Source organism: Nocardia rosealba (assembly GCF_020216065.1).
GTDB lineage: Bacteria > Actinomycetota > Actinomycetes > Mycobacteriales > Mycobacteriaceae > Nocardia > Nocardia rosealba.
In genome coordinates, this window is sequence record NZ_JAIWNA010000013.1 from 1 (window position 1) to 20,921 (window position 20,921).

The 20,921-nt window shown below is 68.6% G+C and carries 24 protein-coding genes; 13 read left to right on the forward strand and 11 right to left on the reverse strand.

All coding sequences use genetic code 11. The annotated features are described in order from the left end of the window. Positions 1-242: 242 nt before the first annotated feature. From LDL21_RS29240 to rdgB, 4 genes are all read left to right on the forward strand, one after another. Entirely contained in the window at positions 243-947 is a 705-nt protein-coding gene (locus tag LDL21_RS29240; protein ID WP_225282609.1) for a rhomboid family intramembrane serine protease, read from the forward strand. 69 nt (positions 948-1,016) lie between these two features. Further along, complete coding sequence (locus LDL21_RS29245; protein WP_225282610.1) at positions 1,017-1,781, forward strand: cyclic nucleotide-degrading phosphodiesterase; 765 nt, start codon at positions 1,017-1,019, stop codon at positions 1,779-1,781. 69 nt (positions 1,782-1,850) lie between these two features. After that, positions 1,851-2,615: a ribonuclease PH gene (gene rph, locus LDL21_RS29250; protein ID WP_067498292.1), complete on the forward strand. Its 765-nt coding sequence runs from the start codon at positions 1,851-1,853 to the stop codon at positions 2,613-2,615. A 2-nt stretch (positions 2,616-2,617) separates the two neighbouring features. Beyond that, positions 2,618-3,223, forward strand: a complete 606-nt coding sequence (gene rdgB, locus LDL21_RS29255; protein WP_225282611.1) for an RdgB/HAM1 family non-canonical purine NTP pyrophosphatase — start codon at positions 2,618-2,620, stop codon at positions 3,221-3,223. A 78-nt stretch (positions 3,224-3,301) separates the two neighbouring features. Here the strand turns inward: rdgB and LDL21_RS29260 are convergent, their stop codons facing one another. The 3 genes from LDL21_RS29260 to LDL21_RS29270 all read right to left on the reverse strand — a co-directional run bounded on the left by LDL21_RS29260 (position 3,302) and on the right by LDL21_RS29270 (position 5,341). Continuing rightward, entirely contained in the window at positions 3,302-3,673 is a 372-nt protein-coding gene (locus LDL21_RS29260; protein WP_372462236.1) for a DUF3817 domain-containing protein, read from the reverse strand. Next, the gene (locus tag LDL21_RS29265; RefSeq protein WP_225282612.1) at positions 3,670-4,092 is read right to left on the reverse strand and encodes a transcriptional regulator; all 423 of its coding nucleotides are present in this window, start codon (positions 4,090-4,092) and stop codon (positions 3,670-3,672) included. The genes LDL21_RS29260 and LDL21_RS29265 overlap by 4 nt, the downstream gene beginning before the upstream one ends. Before the next feature lie 271 nt (positions 4,093-4,363). Continuing rightward, entirely contained in the window at positions 4,364-5,341 is a 978-nt protein-coding gene (locus LDL21_RS29270) for a GlxA family transcriptional regulator (RefSeq protein WP_225282613.1), read from the reverse strand. Positions 5,342-5,429: 88 nt separating this feature from the next. Between LDL21_RS29270 and LDL21_RS29275 the strand changes: the two genes are divergently transcribed. Next, complete coding sequence (locus LDL21_RS29275) at positions 5,430-6,368, forward strand: NADP-dependent oxidoreductase (protein ID WP_225282614.1); 939 nt, start codon at positions 5,430-5,432, stop codon at positions 6,366-6,368. Here the strand turns inward: LDL21_RS29275 and LDL21_RS29280 are convergent. Both LDL21_RS29280 and LDL21_RS29285 read right to left on the reverse strand, forming a co-directional pair. Continuing rightward, positions 6,356-7,231: an oxidoreductase gene (locus tag LDL21_RS29280; protein ID WP_225282615.1), complete on the reverse strand. Its 876-nt coding sequence runs from the start codon at positions 7,229-7,231 to the stop codon at positions 6,356-6,358. The genes LDL21_RS29275 and LDL21_RS29280 overlap by 13 nt on opposite strands. A 39-nt stretch (positions 7,232-7,270) precedes the next feature. Beyond that, positions 7,271-8,191: a sigma-70 family RNA polymerase sigma factor gene (locus LDL21_RS29285; RefSeq protein ID WP_225282616.1), complete on the reverse strand. Its 921-nt coding sequence runs from the start codon at positions 8,189-8,191 to the stop codon at positions 7,271-7,273. Between the two features lie 113 nt (positions 8,192-8,304). On the opposite strand from LDL21_RS29285, the gene LDL21_RS29290 reads away from it, so the two are divergent. The 4 genes from LDL21_RS29290 (at position 8,305) to LDL21_RS29305 (ending at position 13,091) form a co-directional block, all read left to right on the forward strand. Continuing rightward, positions 8,305-8,937 carry a TetR/AcrR family transcriptional regulator gene (locus LDL21_RS29290; RefSeq protein WP_225282617.1) on the forward strand — a complete coding sequence of 211 codons (633 nt, stop codon included), beginning with the start codon at positions 8,305-8,307 and terminating at the stop codon, positions 8,935-8,937. A 67-nt stretch (positions 8,938-9,004) separates the two neighbouring features. Further along, entirely contained in the window at positions 9,005-11,044 is a 2,040-nt protein-coding gene (locus LDL21_RS29295; RefSeq protein ID WP_225282618.1) for an MDR family MFS transporter, read from the forward strand. A 59-nt stretch (positions 11,045-11,103) separates the two neighbouring features. Further along, the gene (locus LDL21_RS29300; RefSeq protein ID WP_225282619.1) at positions 11,104-11,733 is read left to right on the forward strand and encodes a PadR family transcriptional regulator; all 630 of its coding nucleotides are present in this window, start codon (positions 11,104-11,106) and stop codon (positions 11,731-11,733) included. Positions 11,734-11,882: 149 nt separating this feature from the next. Beyond that, positions 11,883-13,091: an FAD-dependent oxidoreductase gene (locus LDL21_RS29305; RefSeq protein WP_225282620.1), complete on the forward strand. Its 1,209-nt coding sequence runs from the start codon at positions 11,883-11,885 to the stop codon at positions 13,089-13,091. Between the two features lie 20 nt (positions 13,092-13,111). Here the strand turns inward: LDL21_RS29305 and LDL21_RS29310 are convergent, their stop codons facing one another. After that, on the reverse strand, positions 13,112-13,903 hold the full coding sequence (locus LDL21_RS29310; RefSeq protein ID WP_225282621.1) for a helix-turn-helix domain-containing protein: 792 nt from the start codon (positions 13,901-13,903) through the stop codon (positions 13,112-13,114). 131 nt (positions 13,904-14,034) lie between these two features. On the opposite strand from LDL21_RS29310, the gene LDL21_RS29315 reads away from it, so the two are divergent. Next, positions 14,035-14,460, forward strand: a complete 426-nt coding sequence (locus LDL21_RS29315) for a hypothetical protein (protein WP_225282622.1) — start codon at positions 14,035-14,037, stop codon at positions 14,458-14,460. A gap of 8 nt (positions 14,461-14,468) precedes the next feature. Here the strand turns inward: LDL21_RS29315 and LDL21_RS29320 are convergent, their stop codons facing one another. The 5 genes from LDL21_RS29320 to LDL21_RS29340 all read right to left on the reverse strand — a co-directional run bounded on the left by LDL21_RS29320 (position 14,469) and on the right by LDL21_RS29340 (position 17,809). After that, positions 14,469-15,209, reverse strand: coding sequence for an ABC transporter permease (locus tag LDL21_RS29320; RefSeq protein ID WP_225282623.1), 741 nt, complete (start codon positions 15,207-15,209; stop codon positions 14,469-14,471). 36 nt (positions 15,210-15,245) lie between these two features. Further along, on the reverse strand, positions 15,246-15,932 hold the full coding sequence (locus tag LDL21_RS29325) for a phosphatase PAP2 family protein (RefSeq protein ID WP_225282624.1): 687 nt from the start codon (positions 15,930-15,932) through the stop codon (positions 15,246-15,248). A 25-nt stretch (positions 15,933-15,957) separates the two neighbouring features. After that, complete coding sequence (locus LDL21_RS29330; RefSeq protein ID WP_225282625.1) at positions 15,958-16,182, reverse strand: hypothetical protein; 225 nt, start codon at positions 16,180-16,182, stop codon at positions 15,958-15,960. Positions 16,183-16,217: 35 nt separating this feature from the next. After that, the gene (locus LDL21_RS29335) at positions 16,218-17,003 is read right to left on the reverse strand and encodes an HNH endonuclease family protein (protein ID WP_225282626.1); all 786 of its coding nucleotides are present in this window, start codon (positions 17,001-17,003) and stop codon (positions 16,218-16,220) included. 149 nt (positions 17,004-17,152) lie between these two features. Further along, positions 17,153-17,809 (reverse strand): phosphate signaling complex PhoU family protein, encoded by a 657-nt coding sequence (locus LDL21_RS29340; RefSeq protein WP_225282627.1) that lies wholly within the window; start codon positions 17,807-17,809, stop codon positions 17,153-17,155. A gap of 103 nt (positions 17,810-17,912) precedes the next feature. Here LDL21_RS29340 and LDL21_RS29345 point away from each other — a divergent pair, with 103 nt between their 5' ends. The 3 genes from LDL21_RS29345 to LDL21_RS29355 all read left to right on the forward strand — a co-directional run bounded on the left by LDL21_RS29345 (position 17,913) and on the right by LDL21_RS29355 (position 20,917). Beyond that, positions 17,913-19,007, forward strand: coding sequence for a calcium:cation antiporter (locus LDL21_RS29345; RefSeq protein ID WP_225282640.1), 1,095 nt, complete (start codon positions 17,913-17,915; stop codon positions 19,005-19,007). Positions 19,008-19,205: 198 nt separating this feature from the next. Then, positions 19,206-20,051 (forward strand): MlaE family ABC transporter permease, encoded by an 846-nt coding sequence (locus LDL21_RS29350; protein ID WP_067498343.1) that lies wholly within the window; start codon positions 19,206-19,208, stop codon positions 20,049-20,051. Continuing rightward, entirely contained in the window at positions 20,051-20,917 is an 867-nt protein-coding gene (locus LDL21_RS29355; RefSeq protein WP_225282628.1) for an MlaE family ABC transporter permease, read from the forward strand. Before LDL21_RS29350 ends, LDL21_RS29355 begins: the two co-directional genes overlap by 1 nt. The last annotated feature ends 4 nt before the right edge of the window (positions 20,918-20,921 follow it).

Sequence of the window (20,921 nt, forward strand, 5' to 3'; positions counted from 1 at the left end):
AGGGGCCGCGCGAACAGCGCTCGAGACTCGCGCTTCGCGCATGCGCTTCGAGCGCTGTTCGCGCGGCCGGGCCGCTGCGCCGCTTCGCGGCGGACCCTCCTCGAGGTCGGGTCGTGCGGGGTTGGGAATGCGGTCATGGCCGACTCGGGGGCGCGTTGTGGTTGGGCATTGATGGCCGGTTTTCACGTGTTCTGGGCGGTACCCTCGGGAGAGGGCGGTGTCGGCCCGGCCGAGTGGAGGCGATGACAGTGAGCGGTGGGGTTGGGGCCTCGTTCGATCCGGAGCGCGTTCGTGGACTGAGCAGTGGCGGTTCGTCCGGGCGCCGGGGCGGGTCGGTGGTGTCGGCCGCGGTGGGGATCATCGGGTTCGTGGTGGCGCTGTTCCTCATCGAGGGCGTCGACATGGTGCTCTCCTACGATCGCCCGCCCGGGGCGGCGAACGAACTCGACGGCGCGGGGATCGAACCACGCCAGGTGAGCGGCCTCGACGGGATCCTGTGGGCGCCGCTGCTGCACGGCGGGTGGGACCACCTGCTGGCCAACAGCCTGCCGCTGCTCGTGCTCGGGTTCATCGTGCTGCTCTCGGGGATCGGGCGCGGTATCGCCGCTACGGCGATCATCTGGGTGATCGCGGGGGTGGGGACCTGGCTGACGGGGCAGACCGGCAGCGTGCACATCGGCGCGTCCTCGATCGTGTTCGGGTGGCTCACCTATCTGATCTGCCGTGGATGGTTCGCGCGCAATGTCGGGCAGATCGTGGTGGGACTGGTGATCTTCCTGATCTACGGGTCGATGCTGTGGGGTGTGCTGCCCACGGACCCCCGAATTTCTTGGCAGGGGCATCTTTTCGGGGCGGTGGGTGGAGTGCTGGCGGGCTGGGTACTCTCTGGTGATGAACGTCGACGCCGCCGTGAAGCATCGGTCGGCCGCGCACTACCAACGCGGTAACCGGGGATCCGGTCTGGAGAATGGGGGGATCCTGCAGTGAGTACCAGCCCGTCGTGGCAGCATGAGGGCATGCGCCTTACCGTCCTCGGGTGCTCGGGCAGTGTGTCCGGCCCGGACTCCCCAGCGTCGGGGTACCTGTTGACCGGCCCGGATATGCGTCCGACCGTCATCGACTTCGGCCCGGGCGTGTTCGGCGCACTGCAGAAGCACCTGAACCCCGGCGATGTCGACATCTTCCTCACGCATCTGCACGCGGATCATTGCCTCGACCTGCCTGCCCTGCTCGTGTGGCGTCGATACCACCCCAATCCGCCCACCGGCAAGGCCCTGGTCCGAGGCCCGTCCGACGCGGCCTTACGCATCGGCAACGCCTCGGCCGAGATCGGTGGCGAAACCGACGACTGGTCCGACGTGATCGACTCCCAGGCGTGGGCCGAGAACGTCCCCGTGCCGTTCGGTCCGGGGCACACGGTCGAAGCGCGCCGCATGTACCACCCGCCGGAGTCCTACGGTCTGCGCATCACCGCCGCGAGCGGCCGCGTGTTCGTCTACACCGGTGACACCGCCATGTGCGACGCCGTGGTCGAACTCGCCCAGGGTGCCGACGTGCTGATGGCCGAGGCGTCCTGGACCCACGATCCCGCGAATCGTCCTCCGGGCATTCACCTTTCGGGAACCGAGGCGGGCGAGATCGCCACCCGCTCGGGCGCCAAGGAACTGCTGCTCACCCATATCCCGCCGTGGACCTCGCGCGAAGACGTCATCGCCGAGGCCAAAGCGGCATTCGCGGGACCGGTCCACGCGGTCGCACCGGGCGAGACCTTCGACCTGTAGCGCCACGGCCCCGGCACCTCGATGAGGGGCCGCGAACACGGACACACGCCGACGGGCATAATCCCTACCGTGTCGAGACGAGCCGATGGTAGGGCGGATGACGAACTCCGCGAGGTCAAGATCACCCGAGGATTCACCTCGCACCCGGCCGGGTCGGTGCTGGTGGAATTCGGGCAGACCAGGGTGATGTGCACCGCCAGCGTCACCGAGGGGGTGCCGCCGTGGCGGCGCGACTCGGGCCTGGGCTGGCTGACCGCCGAATACGCGATGCTGCCCGCCGCCACCCACACCCGCAGCGGGCGTGAGTCGGTGAAGGGCAAGGTCGGCGGCCGCACCCAGGAGATCAGCAGGCTGATCGGGCGTTCGCTGCGCGCGTGCATCGACCTGGCCGCACTCGGCGAGAACACCATCGCCCTGGACTGCGACGTGCTGCAGGCCGACGGCGGCACCCGAACCGCGGCCATCACCGGCGCCTACGTGGCGCTCAGCGATGCCGTCACCTACCTGGCCGCGGCGGGCAAACTGGCCGACCCGCAACCGATTTCGTGCATGATCGCCGCGGTGAGCGTTGGCGTCGTCGACGGCCGGGTGCGGCTGGACCTGCCCTACGAAGAGGATTCGCGTGCCGAGGTCGACATGAATGTGGTCGCCACCGACACCGGAACCCTCGTCGAGATCCAGGGCACCGGCGAAGGCGCCACCTTCCCCCGTTCCACCCTGGACAAGCTGCTCGATTCGGCGCTGGTCGGTTGCGAGGAGCTGTTCGCGATCCAGAAGGCCGCCCTCGCCCTGCCCTACCCGGGCGAGCTGCCCGAACCGGCGGGGAAGAAGTAGCCGTGGGCACGCGCGTGCTGGTCGCCAGCCGAAATGCCAAGAAGCTGAAGGAATTGCGCCGCATCCTCGACGACGCGGGCGTCGCCGGGATCGAACTGGTGAGCCTCGACGACGTGCCGCCCTACGAGGAGGCCCCCGAAACCGGCGCCACCTTCGAGGAAAACGCGATCGCCAAGGCGCGTGACGGTGCAGTCGCGACCGGAATGCCCTGTGTGGCAGACGATTCCGGTATCGAGGTGGATGCCCTCAACGGGATGCCCGGCGTGCTGTCGGCCCGTTGGTCCGGGCGCCACGGTGACGATGCCGCCAACAATGCCCTGCTGCTCGGTCAGCTCGGCGACGTCCCCGACGAACGGCGCACCGCCCGCTTCGTCTCGACGTGCGCCCTAGTCCTGCCCGACGGCACCACCACGGTGGTCCGCGGCGAATGGCCCGGCACCATCGCCCGCGAACCGCAGGGCGAAGGCGGCTTCGGCTACGACCCGCTCTTCCACCCGGACGGCGGTCCCCGCAGCGCCGCCGAACTCACCCCCGCCGAAAAGGACGCCGCCTCCCACCGCGGCCGTGCCCTCGCACAGCTCCTCCCGGCACTGGCCGACCTGGCCTGATACAAGATCACCACGCTCTGGTGGCGGACGCTACTCGCGAATCGCCGCCACCGGAGCGTGGTGATCGTTTGTCCGGGGTCAGAGGTTGTACTGGGCTTTGACGTCTTTGGCGTTGCGGTGCTCGACGAAGAAGGAGAGCAGGGGGATGGTGCCCGCGATGAGGGTGCCGACGGTGCGGGCGATGGGCCAGCGGACCTTCACCGCGAGGTCGGCGGTGACCAGCAGGTAGGCGAAGTACACCCAGCCGTGCACGAGCGCGATCCAGCGCGGGGTGTCCATGCCGAAGCCGTACTGGGCGATCATCTCGGCGGTGAGCAGCAGCAGCCACAGACCGGTGAACCAGGCGAGGGCGCGGTAGCGCAGCAGGGCCGAGGCGATCTTGGGGTTGTCCGCCGGTGCACCGGAGGCCGGTTTGTCCAGCGACGGTGCGGTGGTGTTGTTGTCGGTCACCCGGCGTTCCTCTCAGGGGCGTGCAGACCGGCGGCCTGCGCATCGATATCGCTGGCGTGCAAACTCGCCAGGTACTGGTTGTAGGCGGCGGTCTCGGGATCGTCCGCGGCGGTGGCCTTGGGCCGTTCGGGCAGGATCCCGGCCGGGATCTCGCGCGGCGCCTCGACCTTGTCCCGGCGCGGCGGGGCGGGCTCACCGGCCTCGCGTTCGAGCCGCACGAATCGGAAGTACGCGAACACCGCGAACACCGCGAACAGCGGCCACTGCAGCGCGTACCCGAGGTTCTGTCCGGTGCCGGTCGCCGAGTCGAACCGTTCCCACTGCCACCAGGCCAGCGCGAGACAGCCCAGCGCCACCACGATGACCAGCGCGATCAGCGCGGGCCGGTTGTACGCCGGGCGGTTCGGTGGAACGGACACGACACCCACGGTACCTGCCTACTACACGGTGCGTAGGAGCAGGTCGCGGCCACAAACCCCGTCGAGGCCGACGTCACAGCTTCGCTGTATTTTTGGAGCGCTGGCGCGCTCGAGTTCGCGGCCCCGCAAGTCCCGACGATCAAGCGCCGTGGCTTGCTCCTTCGTCGCCTACGCCACGGCACCTGATCGTCGGGACGGCCGCGAACCGCCGCTGCGCGGCGGCCCCTCCTCGAGGTCGGGTCGTGTGAGGCCGGATAGCGGTGAACGCGAGTCATTGCAGGGCTGCGGCGCGGAAGGTGTGGCGGTAGGTGGTGGGGGAGACGCCGATGGTGGTGGCGAGATGCTGGCGCAGCGAGGCGGCGGTGCCGAGGCCGGACTCGGCCGCGACGCGGTCGATGGGCAGGTCGGAGGCCTCGAGCAGGTGACGGGCGAGGTCGACGCGCTGGCGGGTGAGCCACTGGCCGGGTGGGAGGCCGGTTTCCTCGCGGAAGCGGCGGCAGAAGGTCCGCACACTCATCCGGGCGTGGGCGGCGAGTTCGGCGAGTGACAGGGGCCGGTCGAGGTGGGTGAGCGCCCAGGCGCGGGTATCGGCGGTGCTCGCGGTCCCCGATTCGGGCATCGGCCGGTCGATGAACTGGGCCTGACCGCCCTCGCGCCACGGTGGCACGATGCACAGCCGCGCCACCCGGTTGGCGACGGCGCTGCCGTGGTCGCTGCGCAGCAGGTGCAGGCACAGGTCGATGCCGGCCGCGCTGCCCGCGGCGGTGAGGATGCGCCCGTCGTCGACGAAGAGCACGTCGGCGTCCATGCGCACCCGGGGGAACTCACGGCGGAACCGTTCGGCCTGGTTCCAGTGGGTGGTCGCGGGGCGTCCGTCGAGCAGTCCGAGGGTGGCCAGCACGAACGCCGACGTGCAGAAGCTGACGACCCGGGTCTGCGGCCGTCGCAACGCGTCGGCCACTTTCGGTGGCAGGCAATAGGTTTCGTGGTCGTCGCATTCGGTGAACGGCGGGATGACGACGATGTCGGCGTCGTCGAGCGCGCTCGCGTCCCAGGGCACCGCGATCGTGTAGTCGGCGTTGGTTCGCACCGGTGCACCGTCGAGGCTGCAGGTGCGGATCTCGTAGAGCGGGCTGCCGTCGTCGGCCACCGCTGTCCCGAAGATGCGGGCCGGGATGCCGAGTTCAAAGGGATACACGCCGTCCAGGGCCAGAACCACCACGCGCTGCATGGCAAGATCCTTGCACATATTGGCTTCCCTGCCACTCGTCGCGGTCCCCGGCGCGCGGCATTGTCTTTCCTGTACGGAAACGGCAACGCGCACAGAAGGAATCGACATGCGGGCAATCGGACAGGACACCTTCGGCGGACCCGAGGTGCTGCGGGTGATCGAGCGCGACCGGCCGGCACCCGGACCGGCGGAAGTGCTGATCAGAGTGCACGCGGCGGGCGTGAACCCCACCGACTCGTGGCATCGCGGCACCGGCGGACTGCACGGCGCTGTCACCCCCCTCGGCTGGGACGTGTCCGGTGTGGTCGAGGCGGTGGGTCTCGGCGTCACGGTATTCGTCCCCGGTGACGAGGTGTTCGGCATGCCACGGCACCCGCATCCGGCCGGAACCTACGCCGAGTACGTCACCGCGCCTGCTCGCCATCTCGCCCACAAGCCCGCGAACCTGAGCCATCTCGAGGCGGGCGGTCTGCCGCTGGTCGCGCTCACCGCGTGGCAGGCGCTGGTCGACACCGCCGACGTACGGCCGGGGCAGCGTGTGCTGGTCCACGCCGCGGCGGGCGGTGTCGGTCAGGCGGCGGTGCAGATCGCCAAAGCGCGTGGTGCCCATGTCGTCGGTACGGCGCGCGCCGACAACCACGAATTCGTCCGCGGCCTGGGCGCCGACGAAGTGATCGACTACACCACAACGGCTTTCGAGGAAGTAGTTCGCGACATCGACGTGGTGGTCGACACCATCGGCGGCGAATACGGCCCGCGCTCCCTGCGCACCCTCCGGCCCGGCGGCATCGTGGTCTCCCTCGCCTCACCCGCCGAGGCGGCGCTCGCCGACATCGCGCGCCCGCTGGGACTGCGGGCCCAGTTCATGATCGTCGAGGCCGACCGCGCTGGCATGCTCGCGATCGCGGATCTGGCGCGCGAGGGCGCCCTGCGTGTGCGCGTGGACACCGTGGTGCCGCTGGAGTCGGCGAGCAAGGCGCACGAGATCGCCGCCACCCAGCGCACGCGCGGCAAGATCGTGCTCGAGGTCGCTCAGAACTTGTAGGCGATGCCGGTCATCCGCTCCGATTCCTCCCACAGGCGCCGCAGCAGTTCGGGATTGCGCGACAGCGCGCTCGACGGGCACGCCTCGACCGGACCCTGCGATTGCATGAGCCGGTTCGGACCCCAGTAGACGGTGGGATCGGCGTCCGGTTCGGTCGCGGCGAACAGGGTGGAGTGGGCGGCCTTGGCGGGCGGGTGGCCGACGAGGCGGATGACCGGCTTGCTCACCCGGTCCAGCAGGGTCTCGGTGCGGGCGAACAGGTCGGTCGCCGAGACGCCGGGGTGTACCGCGTAGGACTTCTGCTTCGCCCCCGCTTCGCCGAGGCGGCGCTGCAATTCGCGGGCGAACATGAGGTTGGCCAGCTTCGCCTGGGCGTAGGCGAGATTGCGCTGGTAGCGACGGTTCTCGTAGTTCAGGTCGTCGATCCAGAGCTTGGGGGTCTGCTTGTGGGCGATGCTGGCCAGGGTCACCACCCGGTCACGGACGCGGTCGAGTAGCAGACCGGTGAGGGCGAAGTGACCCAGATGGTTCACCCCGAACTGGGTCTCGAACCCGTCGGCCGTCCGCGAGAACGGCACGTTCATCAGGCCCGCGTTGTTGACGAGCACATCGAATTCGCCCTGCTGCTCGGCGAATTCGCGCACGGAGGCCAAGTCGGCCAGGTCGAGGGCGGCCACCCGTACGTCGCCGGTAATGGCGGCGGCGATCGGTTCGGCCTTCGCCTTGTTGCGACAGGCCATGATCACGGTGGCGCCCTTGGCGGCCAGCACCTTCGTGGTCTCGGCACCGAGGCCGCCGTTGGCGCCGGTGATCACGAAGGTGCGGCCGGTCTGGTCCGCGATGTCAGCTGGTTTCCATGCCATGCCCCGACCTTACTCTCGAGTAAGATCGATCGGTAGTGGTCAGCCGAGCAACCCGGCCAGCGTACGGGCGCACGCCGGCTTGCGCAGCTTGGTCATGGCCTTCGCCTCGATCTGCCGGGCGCGCTCCCGGGAAACCCCCAGCTGCGAACCCACTTCCTCCAGCGTGCGGGCCTCGCCGCGATCGAGGCCGAAACGCAAACGGATGACATCGGATTCGCGCTCGGTGAGCACGGCCAGCGCCGCCTCCACGTAGCCGCCGAGCATCCGGTCGGCCACCAACTCGGCGGGTGAGGGCGCGGTGTCGGGTAGCACCGAGCCGAGTTCGGTGTCCTCCCCGAGCGGTGTCTGCAGCGACACCGGTTCCGCCTCGTGACGCAGGGCCGCCGTCACCTGGGCGACGGTGAGTTCGGCTCGCTCCGCGATCTCCTCGGCGGTGACCGCCCGACCGAGCTCGTGGGTCAGCACGCGACGCACCCGCACGACTTTGTGCAGTACATCGGCCACATTGGACGGCAGCCGGATGGTCCGCCCCTGGTCGGTGAGCGCGCGACCGATGGACTGGCGGATCCAGTAGGTGGCGTAGGTCGACAACTTGAGCCCGCGCCGGTGGTCGAACTTGTCCACCGCGCGCATCAGCCCGAGTGTGCCCTCCTGGCACAAGTCGAGCAGCGACATCCCGGTGTTGGTCGGGAAGCGACGGGCGATGGACACCACCAGGCGCAGATTCGCCCGAACCATATGGTCTTTCGCGCGCTGACCATCGATCACGCTGCGCTGCAACTCCTTCCGTCGTGACGCGGAGAGCTCGACTCCCGCCGAGGCGTTCTCGTCGAGCTCCGTGCGGGCCTCGACACCCGAGGCGATGCGTGCGGCGAGGGCGTATTCCTGCTCGGCCGTCAACAGGGGCGTGCGGCTGATGGCGGTGAGGTAGTCGCGGATGGGATCGGCGGTGACGGTCAAGGAGTGCTCCCGTTCGGCGAAGGAATGTCGCTCGCGGCGACGAACACAAACTTAGGACCAACCTAAAAATATGTCAAGAACAATTTTGGGACGAGTTCAGTTACGCTGAGAACATGACTACGCAGCAGGGGTTACGGGCCAGGAAGAAGCAGCAGACCAGGGAGCAGATCTCGCACCGGGCCACCGAGTTGTTCCTCGAACGCGGCTTCGACAAGGTGACGATCGCCGAGATCGCCGCGGCCGCCGACGTAGCGAAGATGACCGTCACCAACTACTTCCCGCGCAAGGAAGACCTGGCCCTCGACCTCGGCGCGGCCTACGTAGAACAGCTCGCCGCGATCGTGCGTGAGCGCGCCCCCGGCCAGTCCGCACTGGCCGCCCTGCGCGGCGCCTACCTCGCCGCCGTGGCCGCCCAGGACCCCGTGATCGGCTTCAGCGGCGCGCCGTTCGCGAAGATGATCACCGACAGCCAAGCCCTCACCGCCCGGTTACGGGAGTTCCACGACGAGCGGGAGGCGGCGCTGGCCCGCGCACTCGCCGGGGAGACCGCCGCCGCGCCCGACGACATCACCCCTCGGGTAGCCGCCGCACAACTGGCAGGCGTGCACCGCGTGTTGTTCGAGGAGATCCTGCGTCGCACCCTCGCGGGCGAGTCGGGCGACGAGATCGCCGCTGCCCTCACCGATTACGCCGAGGTCGCCTTCGACGCGCTCGAACCGGGGCTGGCCGGGTACGCCGTGCGCTGAGATATCGGTCCGATTGCTGCCGTGTCACTGGGCTCCCGCCGGGCGCGGCAACGCCCATACTGGGGCCATGCCGGATGGTGTTGCTGTAGACGAGCCCGTCGCGCCGATGAGCAAGACCAAGATCAATCTCGTATTCGCCACGGTGGTGCTCGGCATGCTGATGGCCGCGCTCGACCAGACCATCGTGTCGGCCGCGCTGCCCTCGATCGTCGCCGATCTCGGCAGCGCGGGGCACATGGCCTGGGTGGTCACCTCGTACCTGCTCGCCGAGGCCGTCGCGACCGTGCTCGCGGGCAAACTCGGTGACCTGTTCGGTCGCAAACTGCTGTTCCAGATCAGCGGGATCATCTTCATCGCCGGTTCCGCGCTGGCGGGCATGGCGGGCGGCATGGCGATGCTGATCCTCGCGCGCGGCATCCAGGGTGTCGGTGCGGGCGGGCTGATGGTCACGTCGATGGCCTTGATCGCCGACACCATTCCACTGCGCGAACGCGGCAAATATCAGGGTGCGCTCGGCGCGGTCTTCGGCATCACCACCGTCCTCGGTCCCACCCTCGGCGGGCTGTTCACCGACCACGCGAGCTGGCGGTGGTGCTTCTATGTGAACGTCCCGGTGGTCGTCGTGATGCTGGTGATGGCGGCGCGGACGCTGCCGAAACTCGCCGCCCGCAGCCGGCCGGTGATCGACTACCTCGGCATCGGCCTGGTCGCCGTCGGTGTGTCAGCGCTGATCCTCGGGCTGGAATTCGGTGGCAACGAGTATCCGTGGGGTTCCTGGCAGATCATCGGGCTGTTCGTGCTCGCCGTCGTGCTGCTCGCCGCGTTCGTCCGGGTGGAGAACCGGGCGAAGGAGCCGATGCTGCCGATGCGGTTGTTCCGCAGCCGCGTGTTCACGGTGTCCTCGGTGCTCAGTTTCATCGTCGGTTTCGCCATGCTCGGCTCGATGACCTACCTGCCCGCCTACCTGCAATACGTCGACGGCGTGTCGGCGACGGTGTCGGGTGTGCGCACGTTGCCGCTGGTCGTCGGCCTGTTCATCACCTCGATCTTCTCCGGTCAGGTGGTCGGCAAGACCGGCCGGTACCGGTATTTCCCGATCGTCGGCATGGCCGTGCTCGCCGTCGGCCTCGGTTTGATGTCGACGATGGACCGGCACACCAGCGTGTGGCTGGAATCGCTGTACATGCTGATCCTCGGCGCCGGCCTCGGGCTGGGCATGCAGGTGCTCACCATCGTCGTGCAGAACACCGTGCCCTACGCCGACCTCGGCACCGCGACCTCCGGTGTCACCTTCTTCCGCACCCTCGGCAGCGCGTTCGGCACGGCGGTGTTCGGCACGCTCTACAGCAACGAGAGCAGGACCGCCCTGGCCGAGGCGATGCGGGAGGCACCGAGCGTCCCGCCGGAGGCGGTGGCGAACCCGAAGCTGCTGCGTGAGCTTCCCATCGAGCAGACCGCACCGATCGTCGACGCCTACGCCCGCTCGATCGACCATGTCTTCGCCTGGGTGGTTCCGGTAGCGCTACTCGGTTTCGTCGTCGCCTGGTTCCTGCCGCAGGTGCGGCTGCGCGACAGCGCGCGCCACGGTGCGGGTGATATGGGGGAGGGGTTCTCGGTGCCGGACTCGCACGACCGGGTGGTGCAGCTGGAACGCTCGGTCGCGGCGACCGTGCGCAAGGCGCGGGCGAAGGGCCCGATCATTCCCGAACTCATCGCCGCGTCGGGCAGCAGGTTGAGTCCGGATACCGCGTGGGCGCTGGGGCAGGTGTACCTGTACGGCAAACAGGACATGCCCGCCACTGTGTACGGCATCGCCTACCGGCACCGGCTCCCGGTCGAGGTGCTCGCCCCGGTCTTCCGGCAGGCGGCCGACGAGGGACTGCTGCACACCGAGGCGGGGACGCTCACCCTCACCGACTCGGGCCGCGGCGAGGTCGACACCTTGCGGGCAGGCTGGCGGCGCTGGCTCGGTGACCGCCTCGACGACTGGAACTGCGAGGACCCCACCGATAGGGCCCTGCTCGACGAGGCGCTGTCGAAGATCGCCGCGAAACTCCTCGACGAAGGCGCCGACCACGATCGGGGAGCCAAGGTCTATACCGGTTGACCGCTCCTTGTCACCGATTACTCGTAGACGTATATTCGTAGACGAGTAAGGAGGCGGGCGTGGCGACGAAGCGCAAGGTGAACAATCTGCTGGCCCTGGCCGTGCTGTCGGTCATCGTGCAGCGCCCGATGCACCGCTATGAGATCGCCGCGACCCTGCGCGCGCAGGGCAAAGACCGTGACATGGACATCAAGTGGGGTTCGCTGTACACGGTCGTGCAGAACATGGCCAAGGCCGGTTTCCTCGAGGTCGTCGGCAGCGAGAAGGAGGGTGCGCGGCCCGAGCGGGTGATCTACCGGATCACCGACGCAGGCCGCGCCGAAATGGCCGACTGGACGCGCGAACTCCTCGCCGAACCCGAACCCGAACATCACCGGTTCACCGCCGGTCTGTCGATCCTGGCGATCCTGCCGCCCGACGAGGTGATCGACCTGCTCGGTACCCGCGTCGCCAGGCTCGAGGAAACCATCGCCCGGATCAAGACCGAACTCGGTGCGCTCACCCTGCCACGCCTGTTCCTCGTCGAGACCGAATACGGCCTGGCGATGCTGGAAGCCGAGGCGCGCTGGGCACGCGCGCTGCGCGAGGAACTGGTGGCGGGCTCGTTCGACGCGCTCGACCAATGGCGTCAGTGGCATGCAGACGGCATGCCTGCCGAAAGAACACCCGCGGAGAGGAGCGCGGACTAACCGACCATGCGAAGACCCCGAGCTCGGTGGCGTGCGGCAACACCCCACCGAGCCCGGAGAACCGTCCCGAAACCAGGCGCACCCGGCCTCGAGGCTGGCAACCACAGGATAGCTGGGTGACGTCGGAAATCCCGATCTGGAGATCACCCATGTCCATTCATTCCGCCCTGATCATCGGCGGCGGCATCGCCGGACCCGTCGCCGCGACCGCCCTGCGCACAGCGGGCATCGACGCCCACGTCTACGAGGCCTATTCGGGTCCGTCCGATGGCATCGGTTCCGGGCTGGCGCTGGCACCCAACGGCATCGCCGCGCTCGACATCCTCGGCGCCGGTGACCCGGTGCGCCGGATCGCCTCACCCGTATCCGGGATGCGCCTGCGCGTCGGTGGCCGCATGCACGAGGTCCCCACGCTGTCGGATCAACCACCGCTGCAACTCGTCGACCGCGGCGAGCTGCACCGCGCACTGCACGACCATGCCGTCGCCGCCGGGGTGCCGTTCACCTACGACAAGCGCCTGATCGGTGTCGACGAGCACGGCGACGGCGTCACCGCGCACTTCGCGGACGGGTCGAGTGCCACCGCCGACATCCTCGTCGGCGCCGACGGCATCCGTTCCACCGTCCGGGGTCTGATCGATCCGTCCGCACCCGGTCCCCGCTATACCGGCATGCTCGGGTTCGGGGCGCAGGTCGACTTCGACATCGATGTCCCCGACGACACCATGGTGTTCGCCTTCGGCGCCAAGGCCTACTACCTGTACTGGAAAGGGGCCGACGGTCGGATCGCGTGGGGCGCGAATCTGCCGAGTAAGCAGTACCTTTCGTTCACCGCGGCCAGGGCGAAATCACCCGAGTACTGGCTGCGGATCCTGCGCGACACCTACGCCCCAGACACTCCTGGCGGCGAATTCGCCCGTCGCACAACGGCCGACACCCTCGAGATCACCGGAGCGCTGCACATCATGCCGCCGGTGCCGCGCTGGTATCGCGATCGGCTGGTCCTGGTGGGCGATTCGGTGCACGCTCCGTCGAACAGTTCCGGCCAGGGTGCGTCGCTGGCCATCGAGAGTGCCGTGCAACTGGCCCGCTGTCTCCGCGATATCGATTCGCCCACAGCGGCTTTCGCCGCCTACGAACGGTTGCGGCGGGCGCGGGTGGAAGGCATCACAGCCCGTGCCGCGAAGGTCAATCGCAGCAAGACGCCGGGCCCGATCGCCCGCAAGGTGATGAACGCGGTCATGCCGCTCATGGTGCGAACGGTGATGAATCCGGAGAAGACGATGGGCGCCGAACGTCGCTACCGCATCGATTGGGACGAGCCGGTCCAGCGCGAAATCGCCTCGACAGCAACCTGATCCGTACGCGGCGCTCGGCTTCAGCGCCGCGATGCTCGCAGACGCAGGACGCGGGTGGACTCCTCGTCTGCGGGCAGGAACGCCTCGAGATGGAGCTCGGCGAGGGTGACATCGGTCGCGGTGGCGAACGAGGTGAGAGTGGTGATCAGGCGGAGGTCGCCGTCGTCGGTGCGCAGATGCAGCGGGACGGCGAAGCCGACGTGATCGGGCCCCACAGCGGCGCTCGGCAGATACCCCGACAGTTCCTCGATGAGCGCGTCGACGGCGGGGTCGGGGGTGTGGGCGGCCCGGCTGCGCAGTGAGTCGATGATGTGCCTGCCCCATTCGGGCAGGTTGCGCACCCGTGGCGCCACACCGTCGGGGTGCAGCGCCAGCCGCAGTACGTTCATCGGCGCCCGCAGCAGATGGTCGGCCACGCCCTCGGTGAACAGGTCGAACGCGGCATTGGCCGTGACCAGTTCGCCGCGCGGGCGGGCGACCAGCGCCGGATACGGCAGGTGTCCGTCGAGAACAGCGGTGAGCGCTTCGCGCACCGGCGCCAACTCCGGTGCCGCCAGATCGCTTTCGGGAAATACCGGTGCGAAACCGGCGGCCAGGAGCAGGTTGTTGCGGTCGCGCAGGGTCAGTTCGAGTGATTCGGCCAGCCGCACCACCATCGTGCGACCCGGCTGGGACCTGCCCTGTTCGAGGAAGCTCAGATAGCGCTGACTCGTCTCGGCACGAATCGCCAGGTCGAGCTGGCTGACCCGGCGCAGGGCGCGCCAGTGCCGCAGTTGCGGACCGAAGGCGGTGCTGGTCTGCGCGATCGTCATGGTGCGAGTCAACCGTGCGTGGGTCTCCCGCGCCATTCCCGGGAGGGAATGAACTCCGACCCCCGATGCGCCAGTCGTTCATTCCCCGCAGGGAATCGCGCCGCGCCGCCTGGCTCGACAGAGTTGTCGCCATGAGCAACAACGACATCGCCACCCGCTACGTGGCCCTCTGGAACGAAGCCGATCCCACCACCCGCCGCAAGATGATCGAGGAGCTGTTCGCGGTCGACGGTGCGCAGTACCTGGTCGACCCACCCGCCGAGGCGCGAACGGCCGCAGCCGATCTCGCGATCCCGGCCCCGCCGCTCGCGGTGCACGGCTACGACGCACTCGACCGCCGGGTCAGCCGCGCCTACGAAATGTTCCTGGCCGACGGCGAATCCGTCTTCGCGGCGGCCGGGCCCGCCGTGGAACTGCCCGCGGGCACCGTCGGTGTGGCGTGGACGATGAACCGCCGCGACGACGGCACCGCCCAGGGCGGCGGCTTCGACCTGCTCGCCCTCGACTCCGACGGCCGCATCGTGACCGACCACCAGTTCATCGAGGGATCACGGTAGCTGCCGTATCAGGGGCGCGGGCGCCGGACCAGGGCGCGCGCGACCAATTCGAGCGCCACCGCCACCGCGCACGCCTCCGACAGCATCAACCCGATCAGCACGAGCACCTGCACCGCACCGGCCTGCGCGGCGGACCCGCTGGTGAGCAACACACCGATGAACGCGCCGGGCAGGGTGACCAGCCCGACCGTTCGGGCTTGGTCGACACCGGGGATGAGCGCGTCGGTCGCCGCGCCCGTGAGCACCATCTTGCGGGCCGGACGATCGGTGAATCCCAGACTCAGGGCCGCCTCCACCTCACCCCAGCGCTGGCCGATGGCATCGAGCCCGCGCCGGGCCGCCAGCGAGGTGGAGGTCATGGTTCCGCCCAGCAGGATGCCGCCGATCGACACCAGCGTGACACCGTGGATCGGCACCGCGCCGCTGAGCAGGGTCGCCGGCATCACCGCCGCGATCCCGGTCGCGACGGCGAAGCCGAGCCAGATCCCGGAGCGGCCCGCCTGCGCCCGCCGGACGGCGGTGAACACGGCCGCACCGAACATGACAAGCAGCACGAGCGCGGCCGACCACAGATGCCGAAGCGCGGCCGCGAGAATCAACGCGATCAGACCCAGTTGCAGCACCGCGCGGAACGCGGCCTTCGGCACCACGAACGGCGACCCGATCCCGGTGAACCGGTACACCAGTGCCGCCGCGACCACCATGGCCACGCACAGCACGATCAACGCGACGCTGGGTTCCACCGTCATCAGCGAACTCCTTGCCAGATGTGCGGCACGCGCCGGCTAGGGGCGGGTCGCGCCGCGCGCGTGCAAGCGGGTGAACAGGGTGACGCTCAGCGTCAGCCAGAGCAGACCGACGATCCAGCCCGCAAGCACATCGGTGATCCAGTGCACCCCGAGATACACCCGCGACAGCCCGACCGCGATCGGGAACACCACCGCCACGCCGACGGCGGTGCGGCGCACCCGGACCCGGCGCAGGCGCGGAACGAGCGCGATCGCCACCACCCCGACCACCGCCGCCGACCCGAGCGAATGTCCCGACGGATACGACAGGCTCAGCTCGGTGACCAGCCGTGAGTCCATCGGCGGACGATGCCGGTCGACGATCCGCTTGATGCCCCACACCAGCGCGCCCGCACCGAGCGAGGTGACACCGACCAGCGCGGCCACCGGTAGATCGCGCCGGGCGAGTAACCAGATCACCGTGACGAGCGCCAGAATCGTCATCGCCACGGTGCCGCCGAGGTCGGTGATCACCCGCGCCACCGTGGTCAGCGGTTCGCTGCGATGCGCGATCATCCAGTCGAGCACCCGCACATCCCACGGTGTGCCGTCCATATTGCCGACGACCACCCAGGTGAGCAGTCCGAACAGGGCGAGGGCGGTGGCGATGAGCGCGGCCGCGAGCGGTATCCGGTGGCCGAGCCCGGACCAGGCGACCCGGGGGGAGTGGTAGTCGATGGGCATGACTACCAGATTGCCAGCCGGACGCTCAGGCCTCGAAGACCACCGCGTTCCCGGCCACGTCGCGGGTGCCCGCCACCTTCTTGATCGCTTTCACGAGATCGGTGACGCACTCCCAGGTGCGCGGCGGTTCGGCCTCGATATTGCCGATGGTGTACCAGGTGTCGGTGCCGCGGTAGCGGACCAGGCCTTTACCCGCGTCGTCGAGCATCACGTCGAGCTCGCCCGACACCGTCCCTTCCTCTTCGGTCATGACGGCGCATTCGGCGGTGATCTCGATGGGCTCGCTTATTTGAACTCTCCTCGGCGGAGGCAGTCGTCGACTGCGGTGCGCAACGCGGTGTGCTCGGCGGTATCAACGGTCAGTGCGTACTTTATCTTGACCTTCACGTAGTGCTCGATATAGGCACACCGGAAGTTGCCCGGCGGCAAGTAGTTCGCGGGGTCCTGGTCGCCCTTGGACCGGTTGGCCGACGGGTCGGCGGCGACCAGGTTCATCGCGTCGTTGGCGATGCGGCGGCGGGTGTCCTCGTCGCGGTCGGCGGCACCGGAGCGCCAGGCTTCGGCGAGGGCGACGATGTGTTCGGCGTCGACCTTCGACGGGTCGGTGATGAACTTGTAGGGCCCGAGCTGATCGGTCTTCTTGTCGATGAAGCCGTAGCGGTCCTGCCAGCCGGCACCCGACGGCACCGTCAGTTCACAGGTTTTGGGGTCGAGGGTGACCTTGCCGGTGGCGTCGCGCAGCATCATCACGTCGCGGCTGGTGCACTTGGTGTACTTGGCGAGGTCGCCGGTGAAGCCGTGTTCGGGCTTGTTGGTGTCCCAGTGCGGGAACTTCTCGCGGGTGTAGCCCGTCATCGCGCCTTCCTTGGCGACGACGAGGGTGGCGACCAGATCACCGATCTCCTTGCCCGACACCGTGGCCGCGCCCGCCGAACCGGGGCCGGGCGCGGTCGGATTCACCTTGTCCAGCAGCGAATTCGCGACTGTCACCACCAGCGCGACAACCATCGCGGCGGCCAGTGCGAGCACTGCGCGCCCGACCGGTGAGCCGCTGATCGAGGACCACTTCATGCCCGTACCACCTGTGCCTTCGTCGAACTGCGAACCGGCACAACCTACGGGGCGGATACCGGTCCGTCGGTCATTGTCGCCTATGACATTCGGCACAGGCCAGGGCAAACGGATTGCAGCTCAATAGCGTTCGTCTATCACGTACCCGCTCAGTCGGGTAGCGAACCGGATTCGGTGGGAATTCCGGTGTCCAGGAAGCGGATCAGTCGGGCGATGCGAGCGGCGTGATCCACGCATCGCTGGAACTGGCTGCCGAGCAAGGCCAGATCGATGGCGGCGGCGGTATCGATACCGGCTTCGGCTGCGGTGAGTACGGAGTTCAGCTGTTTGAACAGGTCCTCCATGGCGGCCGCGTCGGAACCGTCGTCCTCGACGAATCGGCCCGTGGCGACCGAATCGCTCACCCGGGCAACACATTCAGCGGCCAGGCCGCCCATCGCCACCAGCGCCTGCATCACCGGCGCCGGTGCGACGGCGTCGGGGTGAGCGCGATACACGTACTGTCCCGCGGCTTCCGTGCGCCGCCCGATGCGCGAGAGTTCACCGGCCACCTGGATGGCTGTGACCACGTGGCGCAGGTCGCGGGCGACCGGCGCCTGCAGGGCGAGTAGTGCCATGGTGCGTGACTCGCAGGCGGCGAACATCTGCTGTAGCCGCTCGTCGAGCGCGAAAACCTCGTAGGTTGCCGCCAAATCGGCGCCCGCCAGCGCCTCGGTGATCCGCTCGGTCGCGTCATGGGCCAGCCGCGACATGTGGGTGAGCTCGTTGGACAGCGCCAAGAGCTCGAGGGTGAACTGGGTCCGCACGCGCTGAATTGTTCCCCATCGCAGCGCGACTGTGAATCCATCGGCGCATGTTCGCGGCCGCGCATCCGGCCGCTGGTGTCACACACCTGGAACGATGGAGATCATGATCGCCGCATTGACGACCAGATGGACCCTCTTCGTACCGATTCTCGCCGCGCTCGTACTCGCCGTCACCTGGGGGCGCGAGATACCGGGCGTGGTGGTGGCAGTGGTCAGTGCCGTGCTGGTCGGGGCGGTGCTCTCGGCGGTTTATCACGCCGAGGTGGTGGCCCATCGGGTCGGCGAACCGTACGGTGCGCTGATCCTGGCGGTGGCGGTCACCGTGATCGAGGTGGCCCTGATCGTCACCATGATGATCTCCGGTGGTGACAAGGCGGCGTCGCTGGCGCGCGACACGGTCTTCGCGGCAGTGATGATCACCTGCAACGGCATCTTCGGTCTCGTGCTGTTGGTCGGTGCGCTGCGGCGCCGGATCGCGGTGTTCAACCCGGAGGGCACGGGCGCGGCCCTGGCGACGGTGGCCACCTTGGCGACGCTGAGCCTGGTGCTGCCGACCTTCACCACGAGCAAGCCCGGCCCGGAGTTCTCACCGGCGCAGCTCGCCTTCGCCGCGGTCGCCTCGCTGGCGCTCTACGGGCTGTTCGTGATGGTGCAGACCGTGCGTCACCCGGACGATTTCCTCCCGGTAGAGGCCAGCGGCGCGATCGATGAGGACGAGGGGATGCACGCGGAGCTGCCGTCGAACCGGATCGCCCTGACCAGCCTCGGCATGCTCGTGCTCGCCCTGGTCTGTGTCGTCGGTCTGGCGAAGGTGGTCTCGCCCGCGCTGGAATCGGGCATCGCCTCGGCGGGGCTGCCGCAGGCCGCGGTCGGTGTGGTGATCGCGATGCTCGTGTTGCTGCCCGAGACGCTGGCCGCGGTCAACTCCGCGCGGCGCAACCAAGTGCAGATCGGCCTGAATCTCGCGCTGGGGTCGGCGATGGCCAGTATCGGGCTCACGATTCCGGTGATCGCGATCGCCACGATCTGGCTCAGCGGACCGCTGGTCCTCGGGCTCGGCGCCACCCAGATGGTGCTGCTCGCGCTGACCTTCGTGGTCGGCACGCTGACCGTTGTGCCAGGTCGGGCCACCTTGCTGCAGGGCGGTGTGCACCTGGCGTTGTTCGCGGCTTTCGTGTTCCTCGCCGCAAGCCCGTAGGTGCGGTGTCGCGGATCACAACCCGCATGATCCTGTCATGGGAACAGCGGAAAAGCGACGAGGGTCACCCACCCGAAATTTTGTTGTGACGCAGAGTACCGGTTAGCTTGCTGGAGTTGGCACCGACGCCGAAGCCAGAGAGTGCGGTATGAATTTCACCCTGCCCCGCGCTTCGCAAGCGGGCCGGAGGCATTTCTGATGTCGACCGATCTGCATTCCGCGAAGACGGATTCCGCTACCCAGATCGTCCGCGAGAACTTCACCGCCACGGTGGTGTCGTCGTTGCGGACCTTCGGGCGTGCGGTCGACCTCGCGCAGGAGTCGGTCACCGGCACCGTCGCCGACGTGGCCCGCCGCCAGTTCCAATGGCGCGAGACCCTCGTGCAGGCCTGGCGCCTCATCACCGTCACCGCCATTCCGGCCGTGCTCATGGCGATCCCGTTCGGCGTGATCGTCTCGGTGCAGGTGGGCAACCTCATCCACAGCCTCGGCGCCGACTCCATGCTCGGCGCCACCGGCGGCCTCGGCGTCATCAAGCAGGGCGCGCCCATCGCGACCGGCTTCCTGCTCGGCGGTGCGGGCGCGGCGGCCATCGCGGCCGACCTGGGCGCCAGGACCATCCGCGAGGAGATCGACGCGCTCAACACCATGGGCATCAGCCCGGTGCACCGGCTGGTGATCCCGCGCATGATGGCGATGCTGATCGTCGCCCCGATGCTCAACGTGCTCATCATCTTCGTCGGCGTGCTCGCCGGGTACGCGGTGGCCGTCGGCGGTCAGGGCGTGACGCCCGGCAGCTATTGGTCCACCTTCGGTTCCTTCGCGACCGCGGGCGATGTGTGGGTGTCGCTGCTCAAGGCCCTGATCTTCGGGTTCCTCGTCGTCGTCATCTCGTGCCAGCGCGGGCTGGAGGCCAAGGGCGGGCCGCGCGGTGTGGCCGACGCGGTGAACGCGGCGGTTGTGCTCTCGGTGGTGTCCATCGCCATCGTGAACCTGCTGGCCACCCAGATCAGCGCCATGTTCCTGCCGACGAAGTTGGCGTGATGGCTGCCTCTTCCTATCTCCCCACCTCGCTGCACTGGTTGCGCACACCCGCGCGCCTGGGCAGACGAGTCGTCGGCGCGGGCGAATCGCTCGGCTTCGTCGCCGTGTTCGTCTGGCAGGTGCTGTCCTCGGTGCCGCTGACGCTGCGCCGCTACCGCGACGAGACGCTGCGCGCGGTCACCGATATGACCTGGGGTCGCGGCTCGATCATCGTCGGCGGCGGCACCGTGCCGATGATGATCGTGCTCGGCCTGGTGATGGGCGCCTCCGTGGGCGTCGAGTCCTTCGCGTCGCTGGACATGCTCGGCATGGGCCCGGTCACCGGCGTCATCTCCGCCTACGCCACCACCCGTGAGCTGGCCCCGATCGCGGCCGCCATCGGCTTCGCCGCCCAGGCGGGCTGCCGGATCACCGCCGAGATCGGCTCGATGCGCATCTCCGAGGAGATCGACGCGATCGAGGCGCTCGGCCTGCGCTCGGTGCCGTTCGTGGTCACCACCCGAGTGATCGCCGGCGCCATCGCGATCGTGCCGACCTTCCTGATCGCGCTGATCCTGTCCTACGGCGCCTGCCGCGGTCTGCTCACCATGGTCTACGGGCAGTCGGCGGGTGTGTACGACCACTACTTCTTCCAGTTCATCTCCGGCTTCGACATGATCGCGGCGGTCATCAAGGTCGCCGTGTTCGGCACGGTCGTGATCCTGGTGCACAGCTACTTCGGGTTCTTCGCCACCGGCGGACCCGAGGGCGTCGGCATCGCCTCGGGTCGCGCGGTGCGGGCCAGTTCGGTGGCCATCGTCGCCATCGACATGGTGCTGTCGATCATGCTGTGGGGCTTCAACTCGGCGATCAGTTTTACGGGGTGAGCTA

What these genes read in the sequence shown, in the direction of transcription:
- LDL21_RS29240 (WP_225282609.1), top strand. Translation starts at nt 243, where the DNA reads ATGACAGTGAGCGGTGGGGTTGGGGCCTCGTTCGATCCGGAGCGCGTT.
- LDL21_RS29245 (WP_225282610.1), top strand. Translation starts at nt 1,017, where the DNA reads ATGCGCCTTACCGTCCTCGGGTGCTCGGGCAGTGTGTCCGGCCCGGAC.
- LDL21_RS29270 (WP_225282613.1), bottom strand. Translation starts at nt 5,341, where the DNA reads ATGTGCAAGGATCTTGCCATGCAGCGCGTGGTGGTTCTGGCCCTGGAC.
- LDL21_RS29275 (WP_225282614.1), top strand. Translation starts at nt 5,430, where the DNA reads ATGCGGGCAATCGGACAGGACACCTTCGGCGGACCCGAGGTGCTGCGG.
- LDL21_RS29280 (WP_225282615.1), bottom strand. Translation starts at nt 7,231, where the DNA reads ATGGCATGGAAACCAGCTGACATCGCGGACCAGACCGGCCGCACCTTC.
- LDL21_RS29290 (WP_225282617.1), top strand. Translation starts at nt 8,305, where the DNA reads ATGACTACGCAGCAGGGGTTACGGGCCAGGAAGAAGCAGCAGACCAGG.
- LDL21_RS29295 (WP_225282618.1), top strand. Translation starts at nt 9,005, where the DNA reads ATGCCGGATGGTGTTGCTGTAGACGAGCCCGTCGCGCCGATGAGCAAG.
- LDL21_RS29305 (WP_225282620.1), top strand. Translation starts at nt 11,883, where the DNA reads ATGTCCATTCATTCCGCCCTGATCATCGGCGGCGGCATCGCCGGACCC.
- LDL21_RS29310 (WP_225282621.1), bottom strand. Translation starts at nt 13,903, where the DNA reads ATGACGATCGCGCAGACCAGCACCGCCTTCGGTCCGCAACTGCGGCAC.
- LDL21_RS29315 (WP_225282622.1), top strand. Translation starts at nt 14,035, where the DNA reads ATGAGCAACAACGACATCGCCACCCGCTACGTGGCCCTCTGGAACGAA.
- LDL21_RS29320 (WP_225282623.1), bottom strand. Translation starts at nt 15,209, where the DNA reads ATGACGGTGGAACCCAGCGTCGCGTTGATCGTGCTGTGCGTGGCCATG.
- LDL21_RS29325 (WP_225282624.1), bottom strand. Translation starts at nt 15,932, where the DNA reads ATGCCCATCGACTACCACTCCCCCCGGGTCGCCTGGTCCGGGCTCGGC.
- LDL21_RS29330 (WP_225282625.1), bottom strand. Translation starts at nt 16,182, where the DNA reads ATGACCGAAGAGGAAGGGACGGTGTCGGGCGAGCTCGACGTGATGCTC.
- LDL21_RS29335 (WP_225282626.1), bottom strand. Translation starts at nt 17,003, where the DNA reads ATGAAGTGGTCCTCGATCAGCGGCTCACCGGTCGGGCGCGCAGTGCTC.
- LDL21_RS29345 (WP_225282640.1), top strand. Translation starts at nt 17,913, where the DNA reads ATGATCGCCGCATTGACGACCAGATGGACCCTCTTCGTACCGATTCTC.
- LDL21_RS29350 (WP_067498343.1), top strand. Translation starts at nt 19,206, where the DNA reads ATGTCGACCGATCTGCATTCCGCGAAGACGGATTCCGCTACCCAGATC.
- LDL21_RS29355 (WP_225282628.1), top strand. Translation starts at nt 20,051, where the DNA reads ATGGCTGCCTCTTCCTATCTCCCCACCTCGCTGCACTGGTTGCGCACA.